The organism is Allobosea sp. 10N428 (assembly GCF_056394545.1).
Genome location: NZ_JBFTIC010000001.1, coordinates 1050590 through 1075056, shown reverse-complemented (window position 1 = coordinate 1075056; position 24467 = coordinate 1050590). Strand labels below are relative to the sequence as shown.

The following is a 24467-nucleotide window of genomic DNA, read 5'->3' as shown; positions in this document are numbered from 1 at the left end:
GCAGCGCCCCGTTCAGGCAGCCGCGCCCTTGCGGGCGCGGATATGCAGGAACAGCGGGGCGATCAGTGTATCGGCCAGATAGGGCTCCCGTTGCGCCCGCTCCGCATCGATGCGCGGCTCGGCCATGTGCTCGATCGTCAGCCCGGCCGCGACGATCATGGCGACCCATTCGCTCAGCGTGCGGTGAAACCGCGGCACGCGGAACGGCCCGACGCTGGCCTTGACCTCGGCGGGCGCAGCGCCGAAGCGCCAGGTCTCGACCTCGCCGTCGATGCCGTCGAAATAGCGGCCGACTTCGATCGCGCGGACATTGCCGGCCTCGTCGCGCAGCACCTTGCGATAGGGCGGCGCGAAGCAGGGATGCAGGATCGAGAACTGCAGGAAGCCGCCGGGCTTCAGCACGCGCTCGGCTTCCGCCAGGGCGAGATCCTGCCGCGGCATATCCATCAGCGACATGAAGGCGGTGGCGAAGTCGAAGCTGGCATCCGGGAAGGGCAGGGCGGTGCCGTCGCCCTCCAGATAGTTGATCCCGAGCGGCTTCTCAGCCTCCGCCTCCTGCGCATGCCGGATGAAAGTCGGCGCGATGTCGACTGCCGTCATGCGCCCGCCGGCCTCGGCGAGCTTGCGCGTGTTCGAGCCTTCGCCGCAGCCGATGTCGAGGCCGTTCAGCCCGGTGATATCAGGCAGGTTCGCCAGGAAGACCGGCGTGTTCAGCGCGTCGCGATAGAGGTCGTAGCCGGCCCGCGCATGCTGGGTCCAGATCTCGGCATTCGCCTCCCAGCAGGCCGCGACATCTCCACTGTCCATCGTTCTGCTCCGTTGCGAGGGGAGCGGGGCTATAGGGCAGCGGACGTGCCCTGGCTAGCCGAGAACGAGGCGAAGCGCTGATGAGCGAAGCTGTCGCGCCGACACTCACCGGCCGCATCTGCCTCGTGGCGGGAGCCTCGCGCGGGGTCGGGCGCGGCATCGCCAGGGCCTTGGGCGAGGCCGGAGCCACGGTGATCGTCACCGGGCGCTCCAGCGAGGCCGGGCCGCATACCGATCAGCGCCCGGAAACCTTCGAGGATACGGCCCGCGAGGTCGAGGCGGCCGGCGGCAAGGGCTACCCCTATCGCTGCGACCACACCAGTGAACGCGATGTCGACGGGCTCGTCGCCTGGGCCCTGCGCCGCTTCGGCCGGCTCGACTGCGTCGTCGATGCGGTCTGGGGCGGCAATGAAGGCTATGACGGCGAGCGCTACCCGGACGGCTCGGGCTTCGGCACGCCCTTCTGGCGTCGCCCGGTCGCGAGGCTGGGGGAGAGCTTCGAGAGCGGCGTCTATGCCCAGCTCCTTCTCGCACGTGCCGTCGCGCCGGCCATGGTGCAGATGCGCTCCGGCCTCATCGTCACGGTGAGTTTCGACACGGCAGGCGGCTATCTCGGCGACGTTTTCTACGATCTCGCCAAGGCCGCGATGAATCGGCTGACCTTTGCGATGGCCGAAGAGCTGAAGTCCTTCGGTGTCACCGCGCTCGGGCTTTCGCCGGGCTATGTCCTGACCGAGCGCGTCCGCGACGCCGGCCTCGCAGCGGAAACGACCGAAACGCCGCTCTATGCCGGCCGCGCCGTCGCCGCGCTCGCAGCCGATCCCGAAGTCGCGCGCTACGCCGGACAGGTGCTGCAAGTCGCCGATCTGGCGCGCACCTATGGCTTCACCGACCGGGACGGCTCGCAGCCCGGCCGCTTCGTCATCACGAACGAACAGGGAGGCGGCGATGTCGCTCAAGGGTAAGACGCTTTTCATCACCGGCGGCTCGCGCGGTATCGGCCTCGCCATCGCGATCAAGGCTGCGAAGGACGGCGCCAATGTCACCATCGCGGCCAAGACGGCCGAGCCGCACCCGAAGCTGCCGGGCACGATCTATACGGCCGCGGCCGAGATCGAGGCCGCCGGCGGCAAATGCCTGCCGCTGATGGTCGATGTCCGCGACGAGCAGGGCGTTGCCGAGGCGATCGCCAAGACGGCCGAGGCCTTCGGCGGCATCGATATCGTCGTGAACAACGCCAGCGCGATCCAGCTCGCCAACACCCAGATGATCGACATGAAGCGCTTCGATCTGATGCATCAGATCAACACGCGCGGCACCTTCATGGTCTCGAAATATGCGATTCCGTATCTGGAGAAGGCCGCGAATCCGCATATCCTGATGCTCTCGCCGCCGCTCGACATGAAGACGCAGTGGTTCGCGCCGCATCTGGCCTATTCCATCGCCAAATACGGCATGAGCCTGTGCGTGCTCGGCCTCGCCGGGGAGCTGGCGCCGAAGGGCATCGCCGTCAACGCGCTCTGGCCGCGCACGACCATCGCGACCGCCGCCGTCCAAAACCTGCTCGGCGGCGACAAGATGGTGCAGGCGAGCCGCACGCCCGAGATCCTGGCCGATGCCGCGCATATGATCTTCTCGAAGCCGTCGCGGGAATTCTCGGGCAACTTCCTGATCGACGACAGCTTCATGGCGGGCGAGGGCGTCACGGACTTCACGCCCTATAGGGTCGATCCGTCCGTGCCGCTGATGCCGGATTTCTTCGTCCCGGCCGACAGCAAGCCGCCGCAGGGGGTAAAGGGTGGCGTCTGAGCCGTCATCGGTTTGACATGCGTCCCGGATCGGAGTTCCTGCCCGCACCTGTCCTGACCGTGCAGCGAGATTCGCGCCCATGCTGATTATCCATGGCGTCTGCCCCGATTCGCGCGACAAGCTTCGGCATGCGGCGCTCGGGCGGGGCGAGGCCTTTCCGGCGGACGCCATCTGGATCGATCTGCTCAACCCGACGCCCGAGGAAGACAAGCGCGTCGAGCAGCATCTCGGCATCTCGATCCCGACGCGCGAGGAGATGCATGATCTCGAGCCTTCCGAGATCATCTACACCGAGGATGGCGCGCGCTTCATGACGGCGCGCATCATCTGCCAGTCCGATACGGTTGTCCCCAAGTTGGCGGACGTCACCTTCATCCTGACCGACAAGGCGCTGGTGACGGTGCGCTATGACGAGCCGGGCGCCTTCAACATCTTCCTCAACCGCGCGACCAAGCCGGGCGGTTGCGGCGAGCAACCGGAAGCGGTCCTCGACGGGCTGATCGAGGCGATCGTCGATCGCGCGGCGGAGGTGCTGCGCGGCGTCGGCGACAAGATCGATATCGCCTCGCGCCGGATCTTCGCCGGGCGGGGGCAGGATGTGGAGCGGGGCGGCGTCTATCAGATCGTCATCCAGAAGATCGGCCAGTACGAGCACATCATCTCGAATGTGCGCGAGAGCATGGTTTCGGTCGAGCGCGTGCTGCTCTTCCTCTCGGCCAACTACACCCGGCCGAAGAAGGCGCAGACGGGGTTCTCGGCGGAGTGGCGCTCGGCTGTGCGCGACGTGCAGGCCATCGAGGAGCACGCCGCCTTCCTCTCCAACAAGCTGCAGTTCATGATGGACGCTACGCTCGGGCTCGTCTCGATCGAGCAGAACAAGATCATCAAGCTGTTTTCGGTCGTTTCGGTCGCGCTCATGCCGCCGACGCTGATTGCCTCGATCTACGGCATGAACTTCAAGACCATGCCGGAGTTGGATTGGCAGTGGGGCTATCCGATGGCGATCGGGCTGATGATCCTGTTCGCTGTTCTGCCCTATATGCTCTTTCGCTGGAAGAAATGGCTCTGACGCCAGGCTTGCGGCGGCTACCCAGACGACCGGATGACCCAGCCTCAGCTTCTCTCCGTTCTCCTCGTCGCCGGCATGATGGCCGCCTTCCTCTGGGGGCGGCTGCGCTACGACATCGTTGCGATGCTGGCGCTGTTGTTCGCCGTGGTCCTGGGGCTGGTGCCGGCCGCAGAGGCCTTCAAGGGCTTCTCCGATGACATCGTGATCATCGTCGGCAGCGCGCTGGTGCTGAGCGCGGCGGTTGCGCGCTCCCGCATCATCGAGCGCCTGTTCTCGAAGCTGGGTCCGCGCCTCTCCTCGACCCAGCTGGAGGTGCCCCTGCTCGTTTTCGCGGTCGCCATCATGTCGGCGATCATCAAGAACATCGGCGCGCTCGCGATGATGCTGCCGATCGCCTACCAACTCGCGCGCAAGGGCGGGAGATCGCCCTCGGTCTTCCTGATGCCGATGGCCTTTGCCTCATTGCTGGGCGGTATCGTCACGCTGGTCGGCACTTCGCCCAACGTCATCGTCGCACGCGTCAGGCAGGAGCTTGGCGGCGAGCCCTTCCGGATGTTCGATTTCGCGCCGGTCGGCATCGTTGTGGCGCTGGCGGGCTGCGCCTTCCTGAGCGTCGGCTACCGGCTTCTGCCGCGCGACCGTCGTGGCGCCGTCACGCTCGATCAGGCTATCGACATCAAGGATTACCTCACCGAAGCGAAGGTCGCGGAGAAGTCGCCGCTCGCCGGCAAGACAGTGGCGGACCTCAAGGCGATCGGCGACGGCGGGGCCGAGATCGTCTCGATCCTGCGCAAAGAGCGTCGCGTGCAGGCGCCGCTGCCGGATGCGGGCCTGCGAACAGGGGACATTCTGCTGTTGCGCGGCGATGCGGCCGTGCTCGAGCGCGTCGTCGCCGAGGGCGGGCTGGACCTGATCGGAAAGAACCGTCCCACACAGAAGGAGGATGCGCTCGATCCCGACCGCATAGCCGAGGCGATCATCGGGCCGGACTCTGTTCTGATCGGCCAATCCGCCGGCGATCTGGCGCTGCACAGCCGCTTCGGCGTCAACATGATCGCGATCAGCCGCTCCGGCGAGCGCTTCAGCCAGCGACTGCGCGATATCCGCCTGCGCGCCGGCGATATCGTCGTCATCCAGGGCGACGAGAAGCTGCTGCCGGAAAAACTCTCGGAGACGGGACTGCTGCCGCTGGCTGACCGGCTCCTGCCGCTCGGCTCGACGCGTCGTGTGCTGCTGACCGTGACGATCGTGCTGGCTGCGATCATCGCGCTCGCGGCCGGGCTCGCTCCGGTGCCGCTTGTCTTTTTTGCCGCGGCCGTATCGCTGATCGCCTTCCGCTGCGTGCCGCTGCGCGAGGCCTATCAGAACATCGACGCGCCGATCCTGCTGATGCTGGCGGCGCTGATCCCGGTCAGCGACTCCTTGCGGACGACGGGCACGACCGATCTCTTCGCGTCCTGGCTTGCTGCGGCCGGAAGTGGCATGCCGGGCTGGGCCTCCGTTGCGCTGATCCTCATTGCGGCGATGGCCGTGACCCCCTTCCTGAACAACGCAGCGACAGTGCTCGTGATGGCGCCGATCGGCGCCGGCTTCGCCAAAAATCTCGGCTACAATCCCGACGCCTTCCTGATGGCGGTCGCGATCGGCGCGGCCTGCGACTTCCTCACGCCGATCGGCCATCAGTGCAACACGCTGGTAATGGGGCCGGGCGGCTATCGCTTCGGCGATTATGCCCGGCTCGGCGCGCCGCTCTCGCTCATCGTCATTCTGCTCGCCGTGCCGATGATCCTGCTGGTCTGGCCGCTGCGCTAGAGCCAGCCGTTCCGCTTGAACCGCCAATACAGCGTCACGCAGGCGCACGCGATCAGCAGCAGCACCACGTAGTAGCCGTACTGAAATTCCAGCTCCGGCATGTTCTTGAAGTTCATGCCGTAGATGCCGGCGACCGCTGTCGGAACCGCCAGGATGGCTGCCCAGGAGGCGAGCCGCTTGGTGATGGAGTTCTCCTGGCTCTGTCCGACCAGCAGGCTCGCCTCGAAGGCGAAGGCCAGCACCTCGCGCAGGCTGTCGATCTTCTCCTGCACGGTACGGACATGGTCGGTCACGTCTCGGAACATCGCGGCGAGCGCCGGCCGCACCTGGGGCACGTTGCCGTTGGTCAGGCGCTGGCAGACATCGACCAGCGGCGCGATGGCATTGCGCAGCCGCAGCAGGTCGCGCCGGAGCATGTAGAGCCGCTCGATGTCGGAGCGCGTCATCGGCTTGGCGAGAACCCTGTCCTCGATGTCCTCGACCTCGTCATGGATCGCCTCTAGCACCGGCATGTAATTGTCGACGATGAAGTCGAGGATCGCATAGAGGATGAAGTCCTCGCCCTTGGCCAGCGAGGTCGGGCAGGTCTCCCAATGCTGCCGGACCGACGTATATGAGGTCGAGGCGCCATGACGTACGCTGACGATATAGCCGCGGCCGATGAAGATATGCGTCTCGCCGAAAGCGATGCGCCCGTCGATCAATTGCGCGGTGCGCGCCACGACGAACAGGGCGTCGCCATATTGCTCGAGCTTCGGGCGCTGATGGGCGTTGGTTGCATCCTCGACCGCGAGCGGATGGAGATTGAACTGCTGCTGCACGCATTTGAGCACGGCGGGTTCCGGCTCAAAGAGCCCGATCCAGACGACATGGCCGTCCCTGTTTGCCCATTCGCCCGCTTCCTCCACCGGAATGTCGGCGATGCGAACGCCATGAGCATAGACGCTCGATGCGACGACGCCGACTTCGTGAAGCTGCCCCTCGGCCCCTGGATCGCGAGGAAGCGGTTTTGGAGCCGCGGAGGCGGCAAACCGGACGTTCGAGACTGTCATGCGATCACCTCGTCGATCGCGAGATCACCCTGAGGGCAGGCTAGAACTGTTCCTGGTCCGTGGAAATCACTTTTCCGGCAAAATGAGCGCTGTGGCGGCGACGGGTCGACCTCTACGCCATCACCCTGGCGGCGACCTGCTTCAGCGCCGCGCTGTCGCGCTCCAGCCAGCCGGGAACGGGCAGGTTCTTCGAGCGCAGGAATTCGGGATTGAACAGCTTGGACTGGTAGCGCGTGCCGTAGTCGCACAGCACCGTCACGATCGTGTGGCCGGGACCCATCTGCTTGGCCAGCCGGATCGCACCGGCGACGTTGATGCCTGACGAGCCGCCGAGGCAGAGCCCTTCCTGCTCGAGCAGGTCGAAGACGATCTGCACCGCTTCGGCATCGGGAATCTGGAAGGCGGCGTCCACCGGCGCGTCCACCAGATTGGCGGTGATGCGGCCCTGGCCGATGCCCTCGGTGATCGAGGATCCCTCCGCCTTCAGCACGCCTGATGTGTAGTAGGAATAGAGCGCCGCGCCCATCGGGTCGGCGAGGCCGATCGTCACCTTCGGATTGTGCGCCTTCAGCGCCATGCCGACGCCCGCGAGCGTGCCGCCCGAGCCGACGGCGCAGATGAAGCCGTCGACCTTGCCCTCCGTCTGCTCCCAGATTTCCGGTCCGGTCGTCTCGAAATGGCCCTGCCGATTGGCGGTGTTGTCGAACTGGTTGGCCCAGATCGCGCCGTTCGGCTCGCTCTTCGCCAGCTCCGCGGCGAGGCGGCCGGAGACCTTCACATAGTTGTTCGGATTGGAATAAGGCGCGGCCGGCACCTCGACGAGCGTCGCGCCCGCCAGCCGCAGCATGTCCTTCTTTTCCTGGCTCTGCGTCTCCGGGATGACGATGACGGAGCGATAGCCCAGCGCATTGCCGACCAGCGCGATGCCGATGCCGGTATTGCCCGCCGTGCCTTCGACGATCACACCGCCGGGCTTGAGCTGCCCCTTCGCCTCTGCGTCGCGGATGATGGCGAGCGCGGCGCGGTCCTTCACCGACTGCCCGGGATTCATGAATTCGGCCTTGCCGAGGATGGTGCAGCCGGTTTCCCGCGATGCCTGCTGCAGCTTGATGAGCGGGGTGTTGCCGATCGCTTCGATGACGCCGTCGCGGATGGTCATGGCCGGATTTCCCAATTCGTCTCTGACCTGATAGGCGAAACGCTCGCCAAGGTCACCAAGCAAGCGGGCTGCACGCCCCGAGTTCGCAACAATGCCAATCGCCAAACCGCAGCCGGGAGAAAACCCTTCTCCAAGGCTCGCCATGAATGAAATTCTGGTCGTCGATCACCTCGGTCAGCGCGGCGACGGTATTGTGCGAACGTCCGCTGGCACCGTGTTCGTGCCCTATGCGCTGCCGGGCGAGACCGTGCGCGCCGTGGTCGACTGCGAGCGCGGGCAACTCGTCGAGATCATAGCGCCCTCCGAATCCCGCATCGCTGCGATCTGCCCGCTCTTCACCCGCTGCGGCGGCTGCGCGGCGCAGCATATGGAGCCGGGCCTCTACCGGGAATGGAAGCGCCAGCAGGTCGTCACGACATTGAGCCGCGCCGGCATCGAGGCGCCGGTCGCCGGTCTCGTCGATGCCCATGGCGCCGGGCGCCGGCGCGTCACCTTCCATGCCCGCCGCCAGGGTGAGGCGATGGTCGTCGGGTTCATGGCCGCGCGCAGCCATGAACTGATCGCGATCGAGGCCTGCCCGGTGCTAGTGCCGGGCCTGGATCGAGCGCCTGCCGTCGCCCTGATGCTGGCGAACCGCATGGGCGGCGCGAACAAGCCGCTCGACATCCAGATCACCGCTTCGGAAGCCGGACTCGACGTCGATATGCGCGGTCACGGCCCGCTGGGCGACAAGCTCAGGCTCGCCCTGACGCAGCTGGCCGAACGGCTCGACCTCGCCCGGCTCTCGAATCATGGCGAAATCGTCGTCGAGCGCCGGCCACCCTTGCAGCACATGGGCAAGGCCCTGGTCGCCCCGGCTGCAGGCGGTTTCCTCCAGGCGACGGCAGCGGGCGAGGAGGTTCTGGCCGGTCTCGTCATGGATGCCCTGCCGAAGGGCAAGCGCGTCGCCGATCTCTTCGCCGGTTGCGGCCCGTTCAGCTTCCGGCTGGCCGAGCGCATGCAGGTGCTGGCGGTGGAGAGCGAGAACGCGGCGATGCTCGCCCTGGCCAGGGGCGCCGGTGCGACGCAGGGGCTGAAGCCCATCGCCACCGAGACGCGCGACCTGTTCCGACGCCCCCTGCTGGAGCATGAACTCAACGGCTTCGACGTCGTGGTGCTCGACCCGCCACGCGCCGGCGCGGAAGCGCAGGTCAAGCGGCTGGCGGCCTCCAAGGTCAGGGACGTGATCTACGTTTCCTGCGATGCCGGCAGTTTCGCCCGCGATGCTGCGACGCTGGTTGCGGGCGGTTATGCGCTGGAGGCCGTGACGCCGGTCGACCAGTTCCGCTATTCCGCCCATGTCGAGCTCGTCGGCGTGTTCCGGCGAGGCAGGAAGGGCTGAGGACAGGGCTTCAGGATGAGCGCAATTCTTGATCGCATGGCCGGCATCGTCGGCGCGAAGAACGTCGTCACTGATCCCGACGCGATGGTGCCCTATCTCAAGGAGTGGCGCGATCTCTTCCGCGGCAAGGCGCAAGGCGTCGTCCGCCCCGGCTCGACCGCCGAGGTGGCGGAGCTGGTCAAGCTCGCGGCCGAGACCGGCACGACGCTGGTGCCGCAGGGCGGCAATACCGGCCTCGTCGGCGGCCAGATCCCGATCGCGGACGGCCGGGAGATCATCCTCTCGCTGCAGCGGCTCGACAAAGTCCGCGTCGTCGACACCGACGGCGACACGATGATCGTCGAAGCCGGCGTCACGCTGAAGCGCGCGCAGGACACGGCCGAGGCGGCCGGCCGTCTCTTCCCGCTCTCGCTTGCCTCGGAAGGCTCCTGCACCATCGGCGGCAACCTCTCGACCAATGCCGGCGGCACGGCCGTGCTCGCCTATGGCAATGCCCGCGAGCTCTGCCTCGGGCTTGAGGTCGTGCTGCCCGACGGGCGCATCTGGAACGGGCTGCGCCAGCTCCGCAAGGACAACACCGGCTACGACCTGAAGGACCTCTTCATCGGCGCCGAAGGCACGCTCGGCATCATCACGGCCGCCGTGCTCAAGCTCTTCCCGCTGCCGGCGGCACGCGCCACGGCCTTCCTCTCCGTGCCGGACCCTGAAGCGGCGCTCGCGCTGCTGAATGCCGCCAAGGCCGGTGCCGGTGGCACGCTCACCACTTTCGAATTGATGCCCCGCATCGGCCTCGAATTCGTCCTGCGCCACGCTTCCGGCGCGCGCGACCCTCTCTCGGAGCCGTCGCCCTGGTACGTCCTGATGGAAGTCTCCGCTCAGTCCGCGGCCGGGCTCGACGAGGCTATCGAGGCCTTCCTCGGCGATGCCCTGGAGAAGGGCATCGTCACGGATGCGGCGTTGGCGGGATCGCTGACCCAGCGCGCCGATTTCTGGAAGCTGCGCGAGATGATGTCGGAAGTGCAGACCTATGAGGGTGGCTCGATCAAGCATGACGTCTCGGTGCCGGTCCATGCCACGCCCGAATTCCTGAAGCGGGCGATTCCGGTGGTCGAGGCGATGGTGCCGGGCTGCCGGCCCGTGCCTTTCGGCCATCTCGGCGACGGCAATATCCATTTCAACGTCAGCCAGCCGGTCGGCGCCGACAAGGCGACCTATCTCGCCTGCTGGAGCGAGATGAACGAGGCTGTCCATGCCATCGTTACGGAACTCCACGGCTCGATCTCGGCCGAACACGGCATCGGCCGCCTGAAGCGCGATCTGCTGCCGGGTGTGAAGGACCCGGTGGAGCTCGACCTGATGCGCAGCATCAAGCTGACGCTCGACCCGAAGGGGATACTCAACCCCGGCGCGATGCTGGCGCAGGGCTGAGCACGCCCGTCACGCTCGGGATTGACCCGAGCATCTCCTCGAGCTTCTCGGGTCTGCGCTCCGCCCAGCCCGAGAATGACGCCAACGCGCGGTGGCTGCTGACCTGCTCGCCCCATCGGCAGGCTGCGTCGTGAAGCATCGCCGTCGGTGCTCGCTGCTCAAAAATTTGGCAGGATGGCCCCCGCGCTCGATTGACCGCTTTTTGCCTCGTCACTAGCCTTCGGCCTCATAACGAGAACATGAGGGGTTGGCTGGTATGATCGGCGTGACGCGGATGCTGTCGAATTGCGCGCGGATGACGGGCTTCGGGCCGACGCGGCGCGGTCTTGTCGGGGCGGCTTTGGTGGGCGCGGTCGCGCTGGTCGGGGCGGTGCCCGCCGTCGCCCAGACACCGCTCAAGTTCACGCTCGACTGGGTCTTCCAGGGGCCGACCTCGCCCTTCCTCGTCGCGCTCGACAAGGGTTACTACAAGGCCGAAGGGCTCGATGTGACGATGGACCCCGGCCAGGGCTCGGCCGGCGCCGTCCAGCGCGTCGCGACCGGCGCCTACGACATCGGCTTCGCCGATGTGAACTCGCTGATCGAGTACAACGCCAAGAACGCGGGCAAGGAAATCCTCTGCGTCTTCATGGCTTATGACTTCCCGCCCTTCGGCGTCCACGCGCTGAAGAAGAGCGGCATCGCCAAGCCCGCAGACCTCGCCGGCAAGAAGCTCGGCGCGCCCGTCTTCGACGCCTCCTTCCGCCTGTTCCCGGCCTTTGCCAAGAAGGTCGGCATCGACGCCGCCAGCGTCCAGCACGTCAACCTGACGCCTCAACTGCGCGAGCAGTCGCTGGTGCAGGGCACGGTCGATTTCATCTCCGGCCACTACTTTTCGTCGATCCTCGATCTAAAGGCGCGCGGCGTGAAGGCGGAGGACGTCGTCTCCTTCAACTACTCCGACTACAAGATGGACGTTTACGGCAACGGCATCATCGTCTCGCCGGCGCTCGCCGCGAAGCCCGAAATCGTGACCGGCTTCCTGCGCGCCACCGCCAAGGCCTGGAAGGAAGTCGCAGCCAACCCGGCTCTCGGCATCGCCGCCGCCAAGAAGCGCGACCCGCTGATCGACGAGAAGCTGGAGGCCGAGCGCCTCGACATGTCGCTGAGGATGAACGTGCTGACGCCCTTCGTGAAGGAAAACGGCATGGGCGATGTCGATCCCGCCCGCTTCGCCCGCTCGGTCAAGGACGTGGCCGATGCCTTCGGCCTTCCCTCTGCGCCCGAGCCGGACAAGGTCTTCAGCGGCAAGTTCCTGCCGCCGAAGGCGGAGCGGATGGTCGCGCCATAGCGCATACAGCCGTCATGGTCGGGCTTGACCCGACCATCTCCTTGGAGCCTTTCCTTCCCGAGATTCTCGGGGCAAGCCCGAGAATGACGCATTTGATACCCGAAACTTCCGCTTCTCCCCTCGTCGAACTGCGACAGGTCAGCCTTGCCTATGGCAGCGGGCCCAGCCGCATGCAGGTGCTGGAGGATGCGACGCTCTCCATCGCCAAGGGTGAGTTCATCGCCGTGGTCGGTCCGTCCGGCTGTGGCAAGTCGACCCTGATGAAGCTCGTCACCGGCCTGCTGCCGCCGAGCGGCGGCGAGGTCCGCGTTCATGGTCAGGTCGTGAAGGGTCCGATCCGTGGCGTCGGCATGGCCTTCCAGGCGCCGACGCTGATGCCCTGGCGCACGACGCGCGACAATATCCTGCTGCCACTGGAGGTGGTCGAGCCGCACAAGCGCCGATTCCGGTCCAACAAGGCGGAATATGTCGCGCGCGTCGAGGCGTTGCTTGCCTCGGTCGGGCTCGCGGGCTTCGGCGACAAATACCCCTGGCAACTCTCGGGCGGCATGCAGCAACGCTCCAGCCTGTGCCGCGCGCTCGTCCACGAGCCGGATATCCTGATGCTCGACGAGCCCTTCGGCGCGCTCGACGCGTTCACGCGGGAGGAGCTCTGGGGCGTGATGCAGAAGCTTTGGATGGAGCGCCGATTCACGGCCGTGCTCGTCACGCACGACCTGCGCGAAGCCGTCTATCTCGCCGACACCGTCTATGTGATGAGCCGGCGCCCCGGCAAGATCGTCAAGATTCGCAAGGTCGAGCTGCCGCGCCCGCGCACGCTGGAGACAACGTTCTCCGTCGAGTTCGTCGACATCGTCCACGAGCTGCGCGAACGCATCCATCTGGAGCATGCGTGATGAGCGAACCTCAGAAGCGCCTGCTGCTCATCGCCATGCCCTGGCTCGCCATGGCCGGCTTGCTGCTGGCCTGGGAACTGGCCTGCATCGTCTTCGACGTGCCGGAAATCCTGGCGCCCCGGCCGAGCCGCATCTTCGAGACCATGGTGCTGCGCTGGGACATCCTGCTGCGCTTCTGCCTGGAGACGCTCTGGACCACGCTGATCGGCTTCGCGATGGCGATCGGCTTCGGCCTGCTGCTCGGTCTTGCCATCGGCGCATCGCCCTTCGTCTATGCCGGGCTCTATCCGCTGCTGATCGCCTTCAACGCGATCCCGAAGGTCGCGATCGTACCGATCCTGATGATCTGGGTCGGCGTCGGCGCGTTGCCGGCTGTGATCACCGCCTTCGTGATCTCCTTCTTCCCGATCGTCGTGAACGTCGCCACGGGGCTCGCGACCATCGAGCCGGAGATGCGAGACGTGATGCGCTCGCTCGGCGCGAGCCAGTGGGAAATCCTGACCAAGGTCGGGGTGCCCCGCGCCATGCCCTATCTCTTCGCCAGCCTGAAGGTCTCGGTCACGCTCGCCTTCGTCGGTTCGGTGCTGTCCGAGACGGTGGGCGGCAATCGCGGCATCGGCTTCCTGATGCTCTCGGCCGGCGCGCGCAACGACGCGCCGACGACCTTCGCCGGCCTGTTCTCCATCGCCATCATGGGCATGGCGCTCTACGCGCTCTGCGCCCTGGTCGAGCGGCGGATGACCCGCTGGGCCTTCCGCGGCGAGATCGTCGCTTAAGTTCTCTAGCCCTCATCCTGAGGAGCCGCGAAGCGGCGTCTCGAAGGATGTTCCAGGAGGTTCCCGGGACATCTTGAGCATCCTTCGAGACGCGCCTGCAGCGCTCCTCAGGATGAGGGCTCGATGTGGGGCGGCCGCCTACGGCGTCGCGACGTAGCCGTCGCGGCGCGGATCGGCCGCGCCGGTGAACACGCCGGTTGCCGGATCGACCGTCACCGCCTGCATGCCGCCGCAGCGCATCGTCCAGCCGACATCGAAGGCGCGCGCCTCATGCCCGCGCCGGACGAGTTCGGCGATGGTCTCCGGCGCGATCCGGTTCTCGATCTCGACGAGACTGCCGTCCCAGAGCCGGGCGCGCGGCGCCTCGATCGCCTCCTGCAGTGGCAGACCGAAGACGAGGTGCTGGACCATGGCCTGCGCCTGCGTCTGCATGATGCCGTAGCTGCCGGGCGTGCCGAGCGCGAGCACCGGCTTGCCGTCCCGCGTCGAGAGCGAGGGTGACATGCACATCGCCAGTTCGTCGCCGGGCTTGGAGCGGTTCGGGCTGTCGTGCTGGACGTCCGCCCAGTACAGGAAGTTGTTGAGGCACAGGCCCGTGCCGGGCACGACGACGCCGCTGCCGAAGGGGCTGCCGAGGCTTTGCGTGATGCAGATCAGGTTGCCGTCGCTGTCGGCGATCGAGAACGAGGTCGTATGCGCCGGGTCCTCGCTCGCCTGCGGCGTCCATTGCTCGGTCGGTCCCGTAACCGGCTTGCCGTCGGTGAGGCGCTTGCGTAGCTGCTCGACCGAAGCATCCGACAGTATTTCGGCAAGCTTCTCCGGGCTCGGATTATTGTGGGCGATGCGCTCGCCGGCCGCGAGGCGGATCGCGCGGTAGACGAGGTCGAGATGATCAGCCCCGTCCTTCGGGAGGTCCGCGAGGTCGAGCCCGTCGAGCAGGCGCAGCGTCAGCAGGAACTGAAAACCTTCGCAGGGCGGCGGCGGCACATGCACCGTCAACCCGCGGAAGCTCGCCGCCAGCGGCTCGCGCCACACCGTCTTCACCGCCGCGAGATCGGCCATCGTCATCGAGCCGCCGAGCGCCTGCAGATGGGCAATCACCCTCTCGCCGAGAGCGCCGCGGTAGAAGTGATCGGGCCCTTTGGCCGCGATATCGCTCAGCGTCTGCGCGAGGTCGGATTGCACGAGCAGCGAGCCGAGATGCAGGGCGCCATTGGGCTGATAGTTCTGGGACCAGGCCGAGTAGAGCGCGGGACGGCTCTTCAGCAGCGGGTCGTTCTCCTCGAATTCCGCCGCGCCGAACTCGGCCAGCGCGAAACCATCCCGCGCCAGCGCGATGGCGGGCGCGAAAACCTCGGGCAGGGCTTTGCGACCGTAGGTCTTCACCAGCTCGCACCAGCCGGCGAGGTTGCCCGGCGAAGCGACGGCGAGCGGGCCGCGCTCGAGGTCGGTGCGCTTGCTGAAGCGCTCGGCCGGAAAGCTCGCGGGAATCGGCGGCACGAAATCGAGCACCCGCACGCGCTGTTCGGCCGCGACCCATAGCGTGGCGAAGCCCATCCCGGCGAGGCCGGACATGAACGGCTCGACGACATTGAGCGCGGCGGCCGTGGCGGCTGCGGCGTCGAAGGCATTGCCACCCTGCGCCAGAATGCGCGCTCCGGCCTGCGCCGCCAGTGGATGGGCCGCGGCGACCATGCCGTGGCGGGAGGTCATGGTGGGGCGGCGGCCGTGCATCTCTCGTCTCCTCGTCGTCTTCTGCGACGATCAGAGCATGATTCCGGCGCTAGAACAGGCTGCCTTGCCCGTCATCCGTGGGAGGCCGGGTCGCCTTGCGCGCATGGCGCTTGGGCTCTTCGGGAGTCTCCCGATGGGGCGGATCGCCCAGAGGCAGCTGCACTTCCGGCCCGTCATTGGCGACCTTGTTGACGGTGTTGCCGATGGCGACGGCCTCCAGCATCTCGTCCGGTGGCGGCTTGAGCAGACGCCCGGTCTGCTCGGCCGTGGCCTGCGGATCGAGCCACGCATTGTAGTCGCGCCGATCGAGAATGATCGGGCAGCGGTGGTGGATCGCTGCCATCAGCCCGTTCGCCGGCCCCGTCATCATCGCGACCGTGTCGATCTCCGAGCCATCCGGCGAATGCCAGGTCTCCCACAGCGCGGCGAAGGCGAAGAGGCCGCGATCCGGCCGGCGAAACAGGAAGGGCTCGCTCTGCGCCTGCCGGCCGGTGCCGCTGCGCCGCCATTCATAGAAGGCATCGGCTGGCAGCAGGCAGCGCCGGCGTGTCAGCGCGTTGCGAAAGGAAGGCTTTTCGGCTGCGCTCTCGCTGCGCACGTTGATGACCAGCGGAAAGTCCTTCACGTCCCGGACCCAGCCGGGAATGAAGCCCCAGCGCATCAGCAGGAAGCGCGGCGTTCCATCGTGCAGGAGGACGGCCGGCACAGGCTGTGTCGGCGCGATGTTGTAGCGCGGCGGGAAATTCGGCTGCTCGCGATAGCCGAAGGCCTCGCGCATCGCTGCAGGGGGGAGGGTAATCGCATAGCGTCCGCACATGGTGGCTGTTTAGGTCGAGACGAGGCGGTCAGATCAACACTTTCTTTCCGGTTGGCGAAACATAGTCGCGCCGATTCCGGGGCGGATGATGAGTGCCATCGCGACGAATGTGCTGGCTGTGGCGCCGGCGGGACTGGCTGGAAGCGTCGACGCTCCCCGTCTCTCGACCGATTTCCTTAACCGCTACAGCGAAGCCCTGATGCTGATCGAGATGGCGGGCATGGACGAGAGCCTCGTCGCCGATCTACAGGCCTGGCAGAGCGTCGGCTATCGCGAGCATTTCCGAAATTCGCCACTGCGTTGTGCGGCTTCGGCGCTGGCGGCCTATGACAGGATCGAGCCCGCCCGCGCGGTCGCCTTCGAGGATGTCTGCCGGTCGATGACCCGGCTGGTGTGGACTGTGACCGCGCTGCTTGTCGAGACGCCGCAGCCGAAGGAACTGCTGGTGATCGTCGAGGTCGCGAGCGATGCCCTGCGCCGGCAGATCGCCCGCGCCACGCAGTTTATCAACGCCAACGGCGCGATCGACATCGCCGTTTTCGAGGATGCGGTCTTGCAGGCGCAGATCGATGCGCTGATCGCGCGCTGATCAGGCTTGCCGCCGCGCCCCGACGAGAAATTCCCGGTTGCCGTCGCCACCCTCGATCGGGGAGGGGATCGGCCCATCGACCGTGAAGCCGAGCGCCTGCAATTCCGCGACGATCTCGTTGCAGACCTGACGCTGGATCGCCTCGTCCCGGACGATGCCCTTCTTGAGGGCGGCCCGGCCGGCCTCGAATTGCGGCTTGATCAGCGCGGCTATGCCGGCAGCCGGCGCGAGCAGCGCCGCCACCGCGGGCAGTACGAGCTTGAGCGAGATGAAGCTGACGTCGATGGCTGTGAAGGATGGCGGTTCCGGCAGGGCCTCCGGGGCCAGCGTACGGATGTCCTGACCTTCGAAGCTGGTGACGCGCGGATCGGCGCGCAGCGAGGCATGGAGCTGATCGCGCCCGACATCGACGGCGACGACATGGCGGGCGCCGCGCTTCAGCAGCAGGTCGGTGAAGCCGCCGGTCGAGGAGCCGACATCGAGGCAGGTCAGCCCCTGAGGGTCGAAACCGAAGGTGTCGAGGGCGCCTTCCAGCTTGAGGCCGCCACGCGAGACGTAAGGGTGAGGCGCTTCGGCGGTCAGCTCGGCGTCATCAGCCACCATTTCCGAGGCCTTGCGTACCGGCCGGCCGGCGACGCTGACGAGCCCGGCTGCAATGGCGGCCTGAGCCCGCGCCCGGCTCTCGAAGAAGCCGCGCTCGACAAGCAGTTGGTCCGCGCGGCTTTTCATCGTGCTTCGCCCGCATCGGCAAGCCTTTGCCTCCAGCCCTCATCCTGAGGAGCCATTTCGTCAGAAATGGCGTCTCGAAGGATGCTCCGGATATCTCCGGAACCTCCTGGAGCATCCTTCGAGACGCGATCCGTTGGATCGCTCCTCAGGATGAGGGCTGAGGATGTCGGCATCGCTGACATGGCTTTTGGCGCCGGATCAAGCGCGCTTGACGACGCTGGGCGCCCCGAGCGCCCCCTCGACGGCGGCGACGATGCCTGCGGCGTCGAGCCCGGCGGCGGCATACATCGCGTCGGGTTTGTCGTGGTCCTGGTAGACGTCCGGCAGCGTCAGCGTCCGGATCTTCAACCCGGCATCGAGCGCGCCGCTGCGTGCGAGCAGATGCAGCACATGGCTGCTGAAGCCGCCGACCGAGCCCTCCTCGATCGTGACCAGGATCTCATGCTCGCGGGCGAGCTTGAGGATCAACGCCTCGTCGAGCGGCTTGGCGAAGCGCGCATCCGCGACCGTGGTCGAAAGCCCGCGTTGCGCCAGCAGGTCGGCCGCCTTGAGCGCTTCTGCGAGACGCGTGCCGAGCGAAAGCAGCGCGACGCGGGTGCCTTCCCGGACGATGCGGCCTTTGCCGATTTCCAAGGGCACGCCGACATCGGGAATCTCGACGCCGACGCCTTCGCCGCGCGGATAGCGGAAAGCGATCGGGCCTTCGTCATAGGCGGCGGCGGTCGCAACCATATGGGTCAGCTCGGCTTCGTCGGCCGCCGCCATCACCACCATGTCAGGCAGGCAGGCAAGATAGGCGATGTCGAAGGAGCCGGCATGGGTGGCGCCGTCCGCGCCGACGAGCCCGGCCCGGTCGAGCGCGAAGCGGACGGGGAGCTTCTGCAGCGCCACGTCGTGGACGATCTGGTCGTAGGCGCGCTGCATGAAGGTCGAGTAGACCGCGACGAAGGGCTTGTAGCCCTCGGTGGCAAGCCCGGCCGCGAAGGTCACCGCATGCTGCTCGGCGATGCCGACATCGAAGGTGCGGGCCGGAAACTCCTTGCCGAAAGCGTCGAGCCCGGTGCCGGAAGGCATGGCGGCGGTGACGGCGACGACCTTGTCGTCCTCCCGCGCCTCCTTGATCAGCGCATTGGCGAAGACGGCGGTGTAGCTCGGCGCGTTCGCCGGCGCCTTGGCCTGCAGGCCCGTCACCGGATCGAACTTGACGACCGCGTGGTATTTGTCGGCGGTTGCCTCGGCCGGGGCATAGCCCTTGCCCTTCTGCGTCACGACATGGACGAGGATAGGCCCGTTCCCGGCGTCGCGAACATTGCGCAGCACCGGCAGCAGATGGTCGAGATTATGCCCGTCGATCGGCCCGACATAGTAGAAGCCGAGCTCCTCGAACATCGTCCCGCCGGTCCAGAAGCCGCGGGCATATTCCTCGGTGCGCTTCGCCTTGTCGTGGAAGAAGCGCGGCAGCCTCTCGGCGAGCTGCTTGGCGACCTCGCGCAGCGAACGATAGGTGCGGCCTGAGACCAGCCGCGCCAGATAGGCCGACATCGCGCCGACCGGCGGGGCGATCGACATGTCGTTGTCGTTGAGGATGACGATGAGGCGCGAGCCGAGCGCGCCGGCATTGTTCATCGCCTCATAGGCCATGCCGGCCGACATCGCGCCGTCGCCGATCACGGCGACGACGTTGTTGCGCTCGCCCTTGAGATCGCGCCCGACCGCCATGCCGAGACCGGCGGAGATCGAGGTCGAGGAATGGGCGGCGCCGAAGGGGTCGTATTCGCTCTCGGCGCGTTTGGTGAAGCCGGAGAGGCCGCCCGGCTGGCGCAGCGTGCGGATGCGGTCGCGGCGGCCGGTGAGGATCTTGTGGGGATAGGCCTGATGGCCGACATCCCAGATCAGCTTGTCGCGCGGCGTGTCGAAGACATGGTGCAGCGCCACCGTGAGCTCGACCACGCCGAGGCCGGCGCCGAGATGTCCGCCGGTGACGGAGACGGCGTCGATCGTCTCCAGCCGCAGCTCGTCCGCCACCTGCCGAAGCTGGGCATCGTCGAGTTCTCGCAGATCGGCGGGGTCGTGGATCGTGTCGAGCAGAGGAGTCGCAGGGCGTGGCACGAGGCTGTCCGGGCTCGTAGGAATGGTTCTGTCCTGAAATAGTGCCTGCGCGCCGCGCTGGCAAACCGCGGTTGAGATCGGCCCCCGGCTTCGGCGAGCGCCCAGTCTTCCCACGAAACGGGTGGTTCGCACGCCGGCAAGGCTTTTCAGTGTCCTTATGACGACTTCTGAGGACATCAGGCGATGAACCCGAGCGATAATCCCCCGCTGCCGGCGGCATTCAGGCGCATTGGCTGGTCCAATCTCTCCGCCCAGTTCTCGGAGCAGATCGCGCTGGCCGCTGCACCCTTGGCCGCGGTTCTGCTGCTCTCGGCCGGGCCGGCTGAAACCGGCTGGCTGCAGACAGCGCAGACCTTGCCATTTCTCCTGCTTTCCATCCCCGCAGGCCTGATGGTCGATCGTGCTTCGCGGCGCCGGCTCATGGTCGGCACGGAAGCGCTGCGGGCGCTTTCGCTTCTGGCGATTCTGCTGCTTCTGGCTTCGGGCGGCCTCAGCCTGGCATGGCTTGCCGTGCTCGGCGCGCTCGGCGCTGTCGGCACGGTCTGCTACAGCGTGGCGGCACCGGCCTTCGTTCCGTCCGTGGTGCCGCGCGCGCAGCTCGCGGACGCCAATCGCTGGCTGGAGCTGGCGCGCAGCGCCGCCTATGCCGGAGGGCCGGCGCTCGGCGGGGCGCTCGTCGGCTGGCTCGGTGCCTCGACGGCCTATGGTCTGGCCGCAGGGCTTTCCATCCTCGCTGCGCTCCTGCTCGCCGGACTCCCGAAGGACGAGCCTCCGTCCAGCCCGCGGCGCGATCTGCTCGATGATCTGAAGGAGGGCGCCCGTTTCGTGGCCGGGCACGATCTGCTCAGGCCGATCCTGATGACAGCGGTCTTCTTCAACGTCTCCTGGTTCGTCTTCCAGGCGGTCTATGTCGCATACGCAGTCCAGAATCTCGGTCTCGGTGCGACCGAGGTCGGCGTCACGCTGGGCATCTACGGTGCGGGCATGATCGTCGGCGCCGTTCTCGCGCCCCATATCGCACGGCAGGTCTCGTTCGGAACGTTGATCCTGCTCGGGCCGCTCGCCGGCTTCTGCGCCGCGGGCGTGATGCTCGCGACGCTCTGGATACCGTCCGTCCATCTGGTCGGCACGAGCTTCTTCCTGTTCGGTGTCGGGCCGATCATCTGGACGATCTCGACGATGACATTGCGGCAGGCGGTTACCCCCAATGCGATGCTCGGCCGGGTCTCCGCCTTGATCATGACGGCGACCTTCGGCGCGAGGCCGCTGGGCGCGGCGATCGGCGCATCCGTCGCGGCGCATCTCGGCATCGCCGCGTGCCTGGGGCTCGCGACGGCGGGGTTCCTGGTTCAGCTCCTCGTCATCGCTTTTTCACAGGTGCCGAGGCTGCGCGATCTGTCCGAGATTGCCTGAAGGGGCGGCGGCGATCCGCCGACTGTTTCAGCCCTCAGGCAGCGGAATGAACTCCTTGTCGTCGCCGGGGACGGTGTCGAAGCGGCCGGTCTTCCATTCCTGCTTGGCCTGCTCGATGCGCTCCTTCGAGGAGGAGACGAAGTTCCACCAGATGTAGCGCTGCCCGTCCATCGGCTCGCCGCCGACGAGCATCACCCGGCTCTGGTCGACCGCGAGGATCGAGATGCGGTCGCCCGGCTTGAAGACGAGGAGCTGGCCGGCGCCGAATTCCTCGCCGGCGATGTCGATCTTGCCCGAGACGATATAGACCGCGCGCTCTTCGTAATCGGGGTCGAGCGGCAGGATCGAGCCGGGCGAGAGCACGGCTTCGGCATAGAGCGCTTCCCAGGGGAACTGCACCGGCGAGGTCTGGCCATAGGCCGAGCCCATGATCAGGCTGATGCGCTTTCCGCCCTCGACGATGCGCGGCAGTTCGGGCGCGCCGTGATGCTTGAATTGCGGCGCGGTCTCCTCATGCGTCTTGGGAAGCGCGAGCCAGGCCTGGATGCCGTAGAGCTTCGGCCCGGTGGCGCGCGCCTCCAGCCCCGTGCGCTCGGAATGGACGATGCCGCGCCCGGCCGTCATCAGGTTGACCGCACCCGGCTTGATCGCCAGCGCCGTGCCGAGCGAGTCGCGATGCATGATCTCGCCGTCAAAGAGATAGGTGACGGTCGAAAGGCCGATATGCGGATGCGGGCGGACGTCGAGCCCCTCGCCGAGATGGAACTCGGCCGGCCCCATCTGGTCGAAGAAGATGAAGGGTCCAACCATGCGCTGGCCGATCGCCGGCAGGGCTCGGCGGACCTGGAAGCCGCCCAGATCATGCGTGCGCGGCACGATCACCTTCTCGATCGCCTCGCAGGAGCGGGCATCGCCCAGGATCGGATCGTCGGCGGGCAGTTGCGACATGGCGGCCTCCTTGGTTGGGACGGAGCGTGATCCCGATCGCGCCCGCGGGCAAGCCGGCCGGCTGCAACCGGCTCCTGGCAGGAGCGCAATCTCAAGGCCCCGCTAGATCGCCGCGCGTCCTACCGGACGCGCAGTGCCGATCTGGTCCTTCGTTTAAGCATAGGAGTTTTCCGAAAAGTGGATTCCACTTTTCGGTCCGAGGCTTTATCGGGGGGCGGCAGCGGTTCCGGCTCAGCTGTCGACGTCGAGCGGGGTCGTGCCGGTCGGCTTGCCGTCGGCGCTCAGCGTAATCCGCTCGATGCGGGCTTCCGCGTGCTTCAGCAACGCATCGCAGCGCGCCTTCAGCGCCTCGCCGCGCGTATAGATGGCGATCGATTCCTCGAGCGGCACGTCGCCGCGCTCCAGCCGCGCGACGATGCCTTCGAGCTCCTTCATCGCCGCCTCGAAAGGCAAGGTGGCGACATCGGCATTCGGATTGTCTTGAGACTTGCTGTCTTGGCTCACGGACCGATTCCTCTTTGCCGTCAGCTTATCGGCTGGACCGCGCCCGGCCGCAACCCGCCTGAATTCGCTCAGCCCTCATCCCGAGGAGGCGCGAAGCGGCGTCTCGAAGGATGAGGGCTCGGAAGTTCGCTGTCTCGCCTCAGACCGGCAGCGCCGAGGTCTTCTTGATCGTGCGCAGCGTCAGTGTCGACTGGACGCGGGTAACGCCCGGCAATTGCGTGATGATGTCCGTGTGGATGCGCTCGAAATCGGCGCTGTCGCGGTAGATCACGCGCATCAGATAATCATGGGCGCCGGCGAGCAGATGGCATTCGAGGATCTCGGGCAGGCTCTGGACCGCCTGCTCGAAGCTCTCCAGCGAAGCCCGGCCCTGCTGGTCGAGCGTGACGAAGACGAAGGCCGTCCCGGGAAAGCCCGCGATCTTGTCGTCGAGCATCATCGCATAGCCGCGGATAAGGCCGCTTTCCTCGAGCTGCCGCACGCGCCGCAGGCAGGCCGAGGGCGACAGATGCACCTTCTCGGCAAGGTCGGAGTTCGTGATGCGGCCGTCCTGCTGGAGAAGTCGCAGGATGGCGCGGTCGCGCGAGTCGAGCTCGATCATCATGGTCACGGCGGAAACCTCCCGCGCGATGCATCGTCGCAAAATTGGTCCGATGCAAGCAATCTTCTGCGCCGATCTTGGGCAGATGCGCTTACATCCGCAGCTTCTGGGCTTGACCTCGCAGGAAAATGCGCCGCTGCATCGGCCGATTCAGGCCAGACCGCCGCGCGTCTCATCGGACGCGATAGCGGTGATCTATGTCTTTGTTATCGCGTCGGATCCTTCCGAAAGACGGACGCTGCTTCTCGGTCCGATGCTACAGGGGCATGGCGAAGGGCGTCCCTTCGAAGGCGTCGGCGCCGCGCCCGATTCGTCCGATCGCGCGGATCATCCGGCCGCGGCGGCCAAGCGCAGTGTCGGCAAGGGCGACGAGCCGGGCATTGGGCGTCGCGGAGGGAGCGGCGATCCGTAGCGCGTCGGCGGCCTTCTCCTCGTCGCGGCCGGGATCGAGCGCGCAGGCGGCAATGTAGGCGGCGGCCGTCGAGCGGCTGATGCCGGCCCAGCAATGAACCACCATGGGCGCCTCGCGGTCCCATCCGTGCAGGAAGGCGATGAGGCGCTCGACATGGTCCTGCCCGGCCAGGACATGGCCTTCCAGCGGCGTGCTTATATCCGACATGCCGAGGAAGAGGTGGCGGTTTGCATCGATCCCTGCCGGTCGCTCGACGGGAGTGCCGGCATTGATCAGCGTCACGAGATGGCGGGCGCGGACGGCTGCGACGGTCTCGCTCAACCTGGACAGCGGGGAAACGTGAAGGCTTGGCAAGGGACGGCTCCGGATGTCTCGGCGCGAAACCGGTGGGGCAGACGATAGCATGATCGACACTGCCGACGTCTCCATGACATGGAAGCCGCGACCCATCGACCCGCCACGGCGAAATCTCCCATGAATCTCTGGCTCCGGCTGATCTGGCTCCTGCTGACGACCCGCTTCCGTCCGGGGCTCGCCTTGCCGGGGGAGGCGTCCGTTCTGCCTTTCCGCGTCTGTTTCCACGATCTCGACACCAGCCTGCACATGAACAATGGCCGCTACTGGGCGCTGATGGATCTCGGCCGGCTCGATCTGATGCTGCGCAGCGGGCTGTGGCGGGCGGTGCTGCGCCATCGCTGGCTGCCTGTGGTCAATGCCGGCACGATCCGCTTCCGCCGCGAAATGCGCCTGTTCCGGCCGTTTCGGTTGGAAACCAGGATCCTGTGCTGGAGCGAGAACTGGCTGGTGATGCAGCATCGCATGCTGATGCGCGGTCGCGATGGCGGGGAGATCGTCGCGGCCGTCGCATTGGTCCGGGCGGCGCTCTACGACAAGGGCGCCCGGGCCTATGTGCCAGTCACCCGCCTGCTCGGCGAGATCGGCATCGGCGTGGAAAGCCCGGAGCCGAGCACCGAGGTCGCGGCCTTCCTCGCCTCGGAGGACGCCATGCGCAGCGCTGCTGCGAGCGAGAGCTGAGGAGTTCTCTGGAATTCCCGGCCCTCGTCCTGAGGAGCCGCCGCACGCGGCGTCTCG

Annotated in this window: 23 protein-coding genes; 12 read left to right on the top strand and 11 right to left on the bottom strand. The window is 66.8% G+C overall.

Annotated elements, in window-relative coordinates:
- Positions 1-12: 12 nt before the first annotated feature.
- Entirely contained in the window at positions 13-807 is a 795-nt protein-coding gene (locus AC1DDA_RS04950) for a class I SAM-dependent methyltransferase (RefSeq protein WP_476794872.1), read from the bottom strand.
- 80 nt (positions 808-887) lie between these two features.
- Here AC1DDA_RS04950 and AC1DDA_RS04945 point away from each other — a divergent pair, with 80 nt between their 5' ends.
- The 4 genes from AC1DDA_RS04945 to AC1DDA_RS04930 all read left to right on the top strand — a co-directional run bounded on the left by AC1DDA_RS04945 (position 888) and on the right by AC1DDA_RS04930 (position 5497).
- Positions 888-1772 carry an SDR family NAD(P)-dependent oxidoreductase gene (locus AC1DDA_RS04945; RefSeq protein WP_476794871.1) on the top strand — a complete coding sequence of 295 codons (885 nt, stop codon included), beginning with the start codon at positions 888-890 and terminating at the stop codon, positions 1770-1772.
- Positions 1756-2616, top strand: coding sequence for an SDR family oxidoreductase (locus AC1DDA_RS04940; protein WP_476794870.1), 861 nt, complete (start codon positions 1756-1758; stop codon positions 2614-2616). The genes AC1DDA_RS04945 and AC1DDA_RS04940 overlap by 17 nt, the downstream gene beginning before the upstream one ends.
- 79 nt (positions 2617-2695) lie before the next feature.
- A complete protein-coding gene (locus AC1DDA_RS04935; protein WP_476794869.1) occupies positions 2696-3685 on the top strand; it encodes a magnesium transporter CorA family protein in 990 nt (329 codons plus the stop codon).
- Positions 3686-3718: 33 nt separating this feature from the next.
- Positions 3719-5497 carry an SLC13 family permease gene (locus AC1DDA_RS04930; RefSeq protein WP_441511014.1) on the top strand — a complete coding sequence of 593 codons (1779 nt, stop codon included), beginning with the start codon at positions 3719-3721 and terminating at the stop codon, positions 5495-5497.
- Here AC1DDA_RS04930 and corA read toward each other — a convergent pair.
- A complete protein-coding gene (corA, locus tag AC1DDA_RS04925) occupies positions 5494-6549 on the bottom strand; it encodes a magnesium/cobalt transporter CorA (RefSeq protein WP_476794868.1) in 1056 nt (351 codons plus the stop codon). The two genes, AC1DDA_RS04930 and corA, sit on opposite strands and share 4 nt — an antisense overlap.
- Before the next feature lie 112 nt (positions 6550-6661).
- The gene (locus tag AC1DDA_RS04920; RefSeq protein WP_476794867.1) at positions 6662-7708 is read right to left on the bottom strand and encodes a cysteine synthase A; all 1047 of its coding nucleotides are present in this window, start codon (positions 7706-7708) and stop codon (positions 6662-6664) included.
- A 142-nt stretch (positions 7709-7850) separates the two neighbouring features.
- Here AC1DDA_RS04920 and AC1DDA_RS04915 point away from each other — a divergent pair, with 142 nt between their 5' ends.
- The 5 genes from AC1DDA_RS04915 (at position 7851) to AC1DDA_RS04895 (ending at position 13519) form a co-directional block, all read left to right on the top strand.
- Positions 7851-9089 carry a class I SAM-dependent RNA methyltransferase gene (locus AC1DDA_RS04915; protein WP_476794866.1) on the top strand — a complete coding sequence of 413 codons (1239 nt, stop codon included), beginning with the start codon at positions 7851-7853 and terminating at the stop codon, positions 9087-9089.
- Between the two features lie 15 nt (positions 9090-9104).
- Positions 9105-10517 (top strand): FAD-binding oxidoreductase, encoded by a 1413-nt coding sequence (locus tag AC1DDA_RS04910; protein ID WP_476794865.1) that lies wholly within the window; start codon positions 9105-9107, stop codon positions 10515-10517.
- Positions 10518-10773: 256 nt separating this feature from the next.
- Positions 10774-11847, top strand: coding sequence for an ABC transporter substrate-binding protein (locus AC1DDA_RS04905; protein ID WP_476795127.1), 1074 nt, complete (start codon positions 10774-10776; stop codon positions 11845-11847).
- A gap of 170 nt (positions 11848-12017) precedes the next feature.
- Positions 12018-12743 carry an ABC transporter ATP-binding protein gene (locus AC1DDA_RS04900; RefSeq protein ID WP_476795126.1) on the top strand — a complete coding sequence of 242 codons (726 nt, stop codon included), beginning with the start codon at positions 12018-12020 and terminating at the stop codon, positions 12741-12743.
- The gene (locus AC1DDA_RS04895) at positions 12743-13519 is read left to right on the top strand and encodes an ABC transporter permease (protein WP_441511019.1); all 777 of its coding nucleotides are present in this window, start codon (positions 12743-12745) and stop codon (positions 13517-13519) included. Before AC1DDA_RS04900 ends, AC1DDA_RS04895 begins: the two co-directional genes overlap by 1 nt.
- Before the next feature lie 138 nt (positions 13520-13657).
- Here AC1DDA_RS04895 and AC1DDA_RS04890 read toward each other — a convergent pair whose 3' ends face one another.
- Together AC1DDA_RS04890 and AC1DDA_RS04885 are read right to left on the bottom strand one after the other, a co-directional pair.
- Positions 13658-15253: a gamma-glutamyltransferase family protein gene (locus tag AC1DDA_RS04890; protein ID WP_476794864.1), complete on the bottom strand. Its 1596-nt coding sequence runs from the start codon at positions 15251-15253 to the stop codon at positions 13658-13660.
- A gap of 49 nt (positions 15254-15302) precedes the next feature.
- Positions 15303-16070, bottom strand: a complete 768-nt coding sequence (locus AC1DDA_RS04885; RefSeq protein WP_476794863.1) for an SOS response-associated peptidase — start codon at positions 16068-16070, stop codon at positions 15303-15305.
- A gap of 88 nt (positions 16071-16158) precedes the next feature.
- Here AC1DDA_RS04885 and AC1DDA_RS04880 point away from each other — a divergent pair, with 88 nt between their 5' ends.
- Complete coding sequence (locus tag AC1DDA_RS04880; protein WP_476794862.1) at positions 16159-16659, top strand: hypothetical protein; 501 nt, start codon at positions 16159-16161, stop codon at positions 16657-16659.
- Here the strand turns inward: AC1DDA_RS04880 and AC1DDA_RS04875 are convergent, their stop codons facing one another.
- Positions 16660-17388, bottom strand: coding sequence for a TlyA family RNA methyltransferase (locus AC1DDA_RS04875; RefSeq protein ID WP_476794861.1), 729 nt, complete (start codon positions 17386-17388; stop codon positions 16660-16662).
- Positions 17389-17586: 198 nt separating this feature from the next.
- Entirely contained in the window at positions 17587-19497 is a 1911-nt protein-coding gene (gene dxs / locus AC1DDA_RS04870) for a 1-deoxy-D-xylulose-5-phosphate synthase (protein WP_476794860.1), read from the bottom strand.
- A 183-nt stretch (positions 19498-19680) separates the two neighbouring features.
- Between dxs and AC1DDA_RS04865 the strand changes: the two genes are divergently transcribed.
- Entirely contained in the window at positions 19681-20910 is a 1230-nt protein-coding gene (locus tag AC1DDA_RS04865) for an MFS transporter (protein WP_476794859.1), read from the top strand.
- 27 nt (positions 20911-20937) lie between these two features.
- Here AC1DDA_RS04865 and AC1DDA_RS04860 read toward each other — a convergent pair whose 3' ends face one another.
- From AC1DDA_RS04860 to AC1DDA_RS04845, 4 genes are all read right to left on the bottom strand, one after another.
- A complete protein-coding gene (locus tag AC1DDA_RS04860) occupies positions 20938-21858 on the bottom strand; it encodes a pirin family protein (protein ID WP_476794858.1) in 921 nt (306 codons plus the stop codon).
- Between the two features lie 231 nt (positions 21859-22089).
- Positions 22090-22362: an exodeoxyribonuclease VII small subunit gene (locus AC1DDA_RS04855; protein WP_441511027.1), complete on the bottom strand. Its 273-nt coding sequence runs from the start codon at positions 22360-22362 to the stop codon at positions 22090-22092.
- A 139-nt stretch (positions 22363-22501) separates the two neighbouring features.
- On the bottom strand, positions 22502-22966 hold the full coding sequence (locus AC1DDA_RS04850; protein WP_441468969.1) for an Lrp/AsnC family transcriptional regulator: 465 nt from the start codon (positions 22964-22966) through the stop codon (positions 22502-22504).
- Positions 22967-23219: 253 nt separating this feature from the next.
- Positions 23220-23729 carry a tyrosine phosphatase family protein gene (locus tag AC1DDA_RS04845; protein WP_476794857.1) on the bottom strand — a complete coding sequence of 170 codons (510 nt, stop codon included), beginning with the start codon at positions 23727-23729 and terminating at the stop codon, positions 23220-23222.
- 120 nt (positions 23730-23849) lie between these two features.
- Here AC1DDA_RS04845 and AC1DDA_RS04840 point away from each other — a divergent pair, with 120 nt between their 5' ends.
- On the top strand, positions 23850-24410 hold the full coding sequence (locus tag AC1DDA_RS04840) for a thioesterase family protein (protein ID WP_476794856.1): 561 nt from the start codon (positions 23850-23852) through the stop codon (positions 24408-24410).
- The last annotated feature ends 57 nt before the right edge of the window (positions 24411-24467 follow it).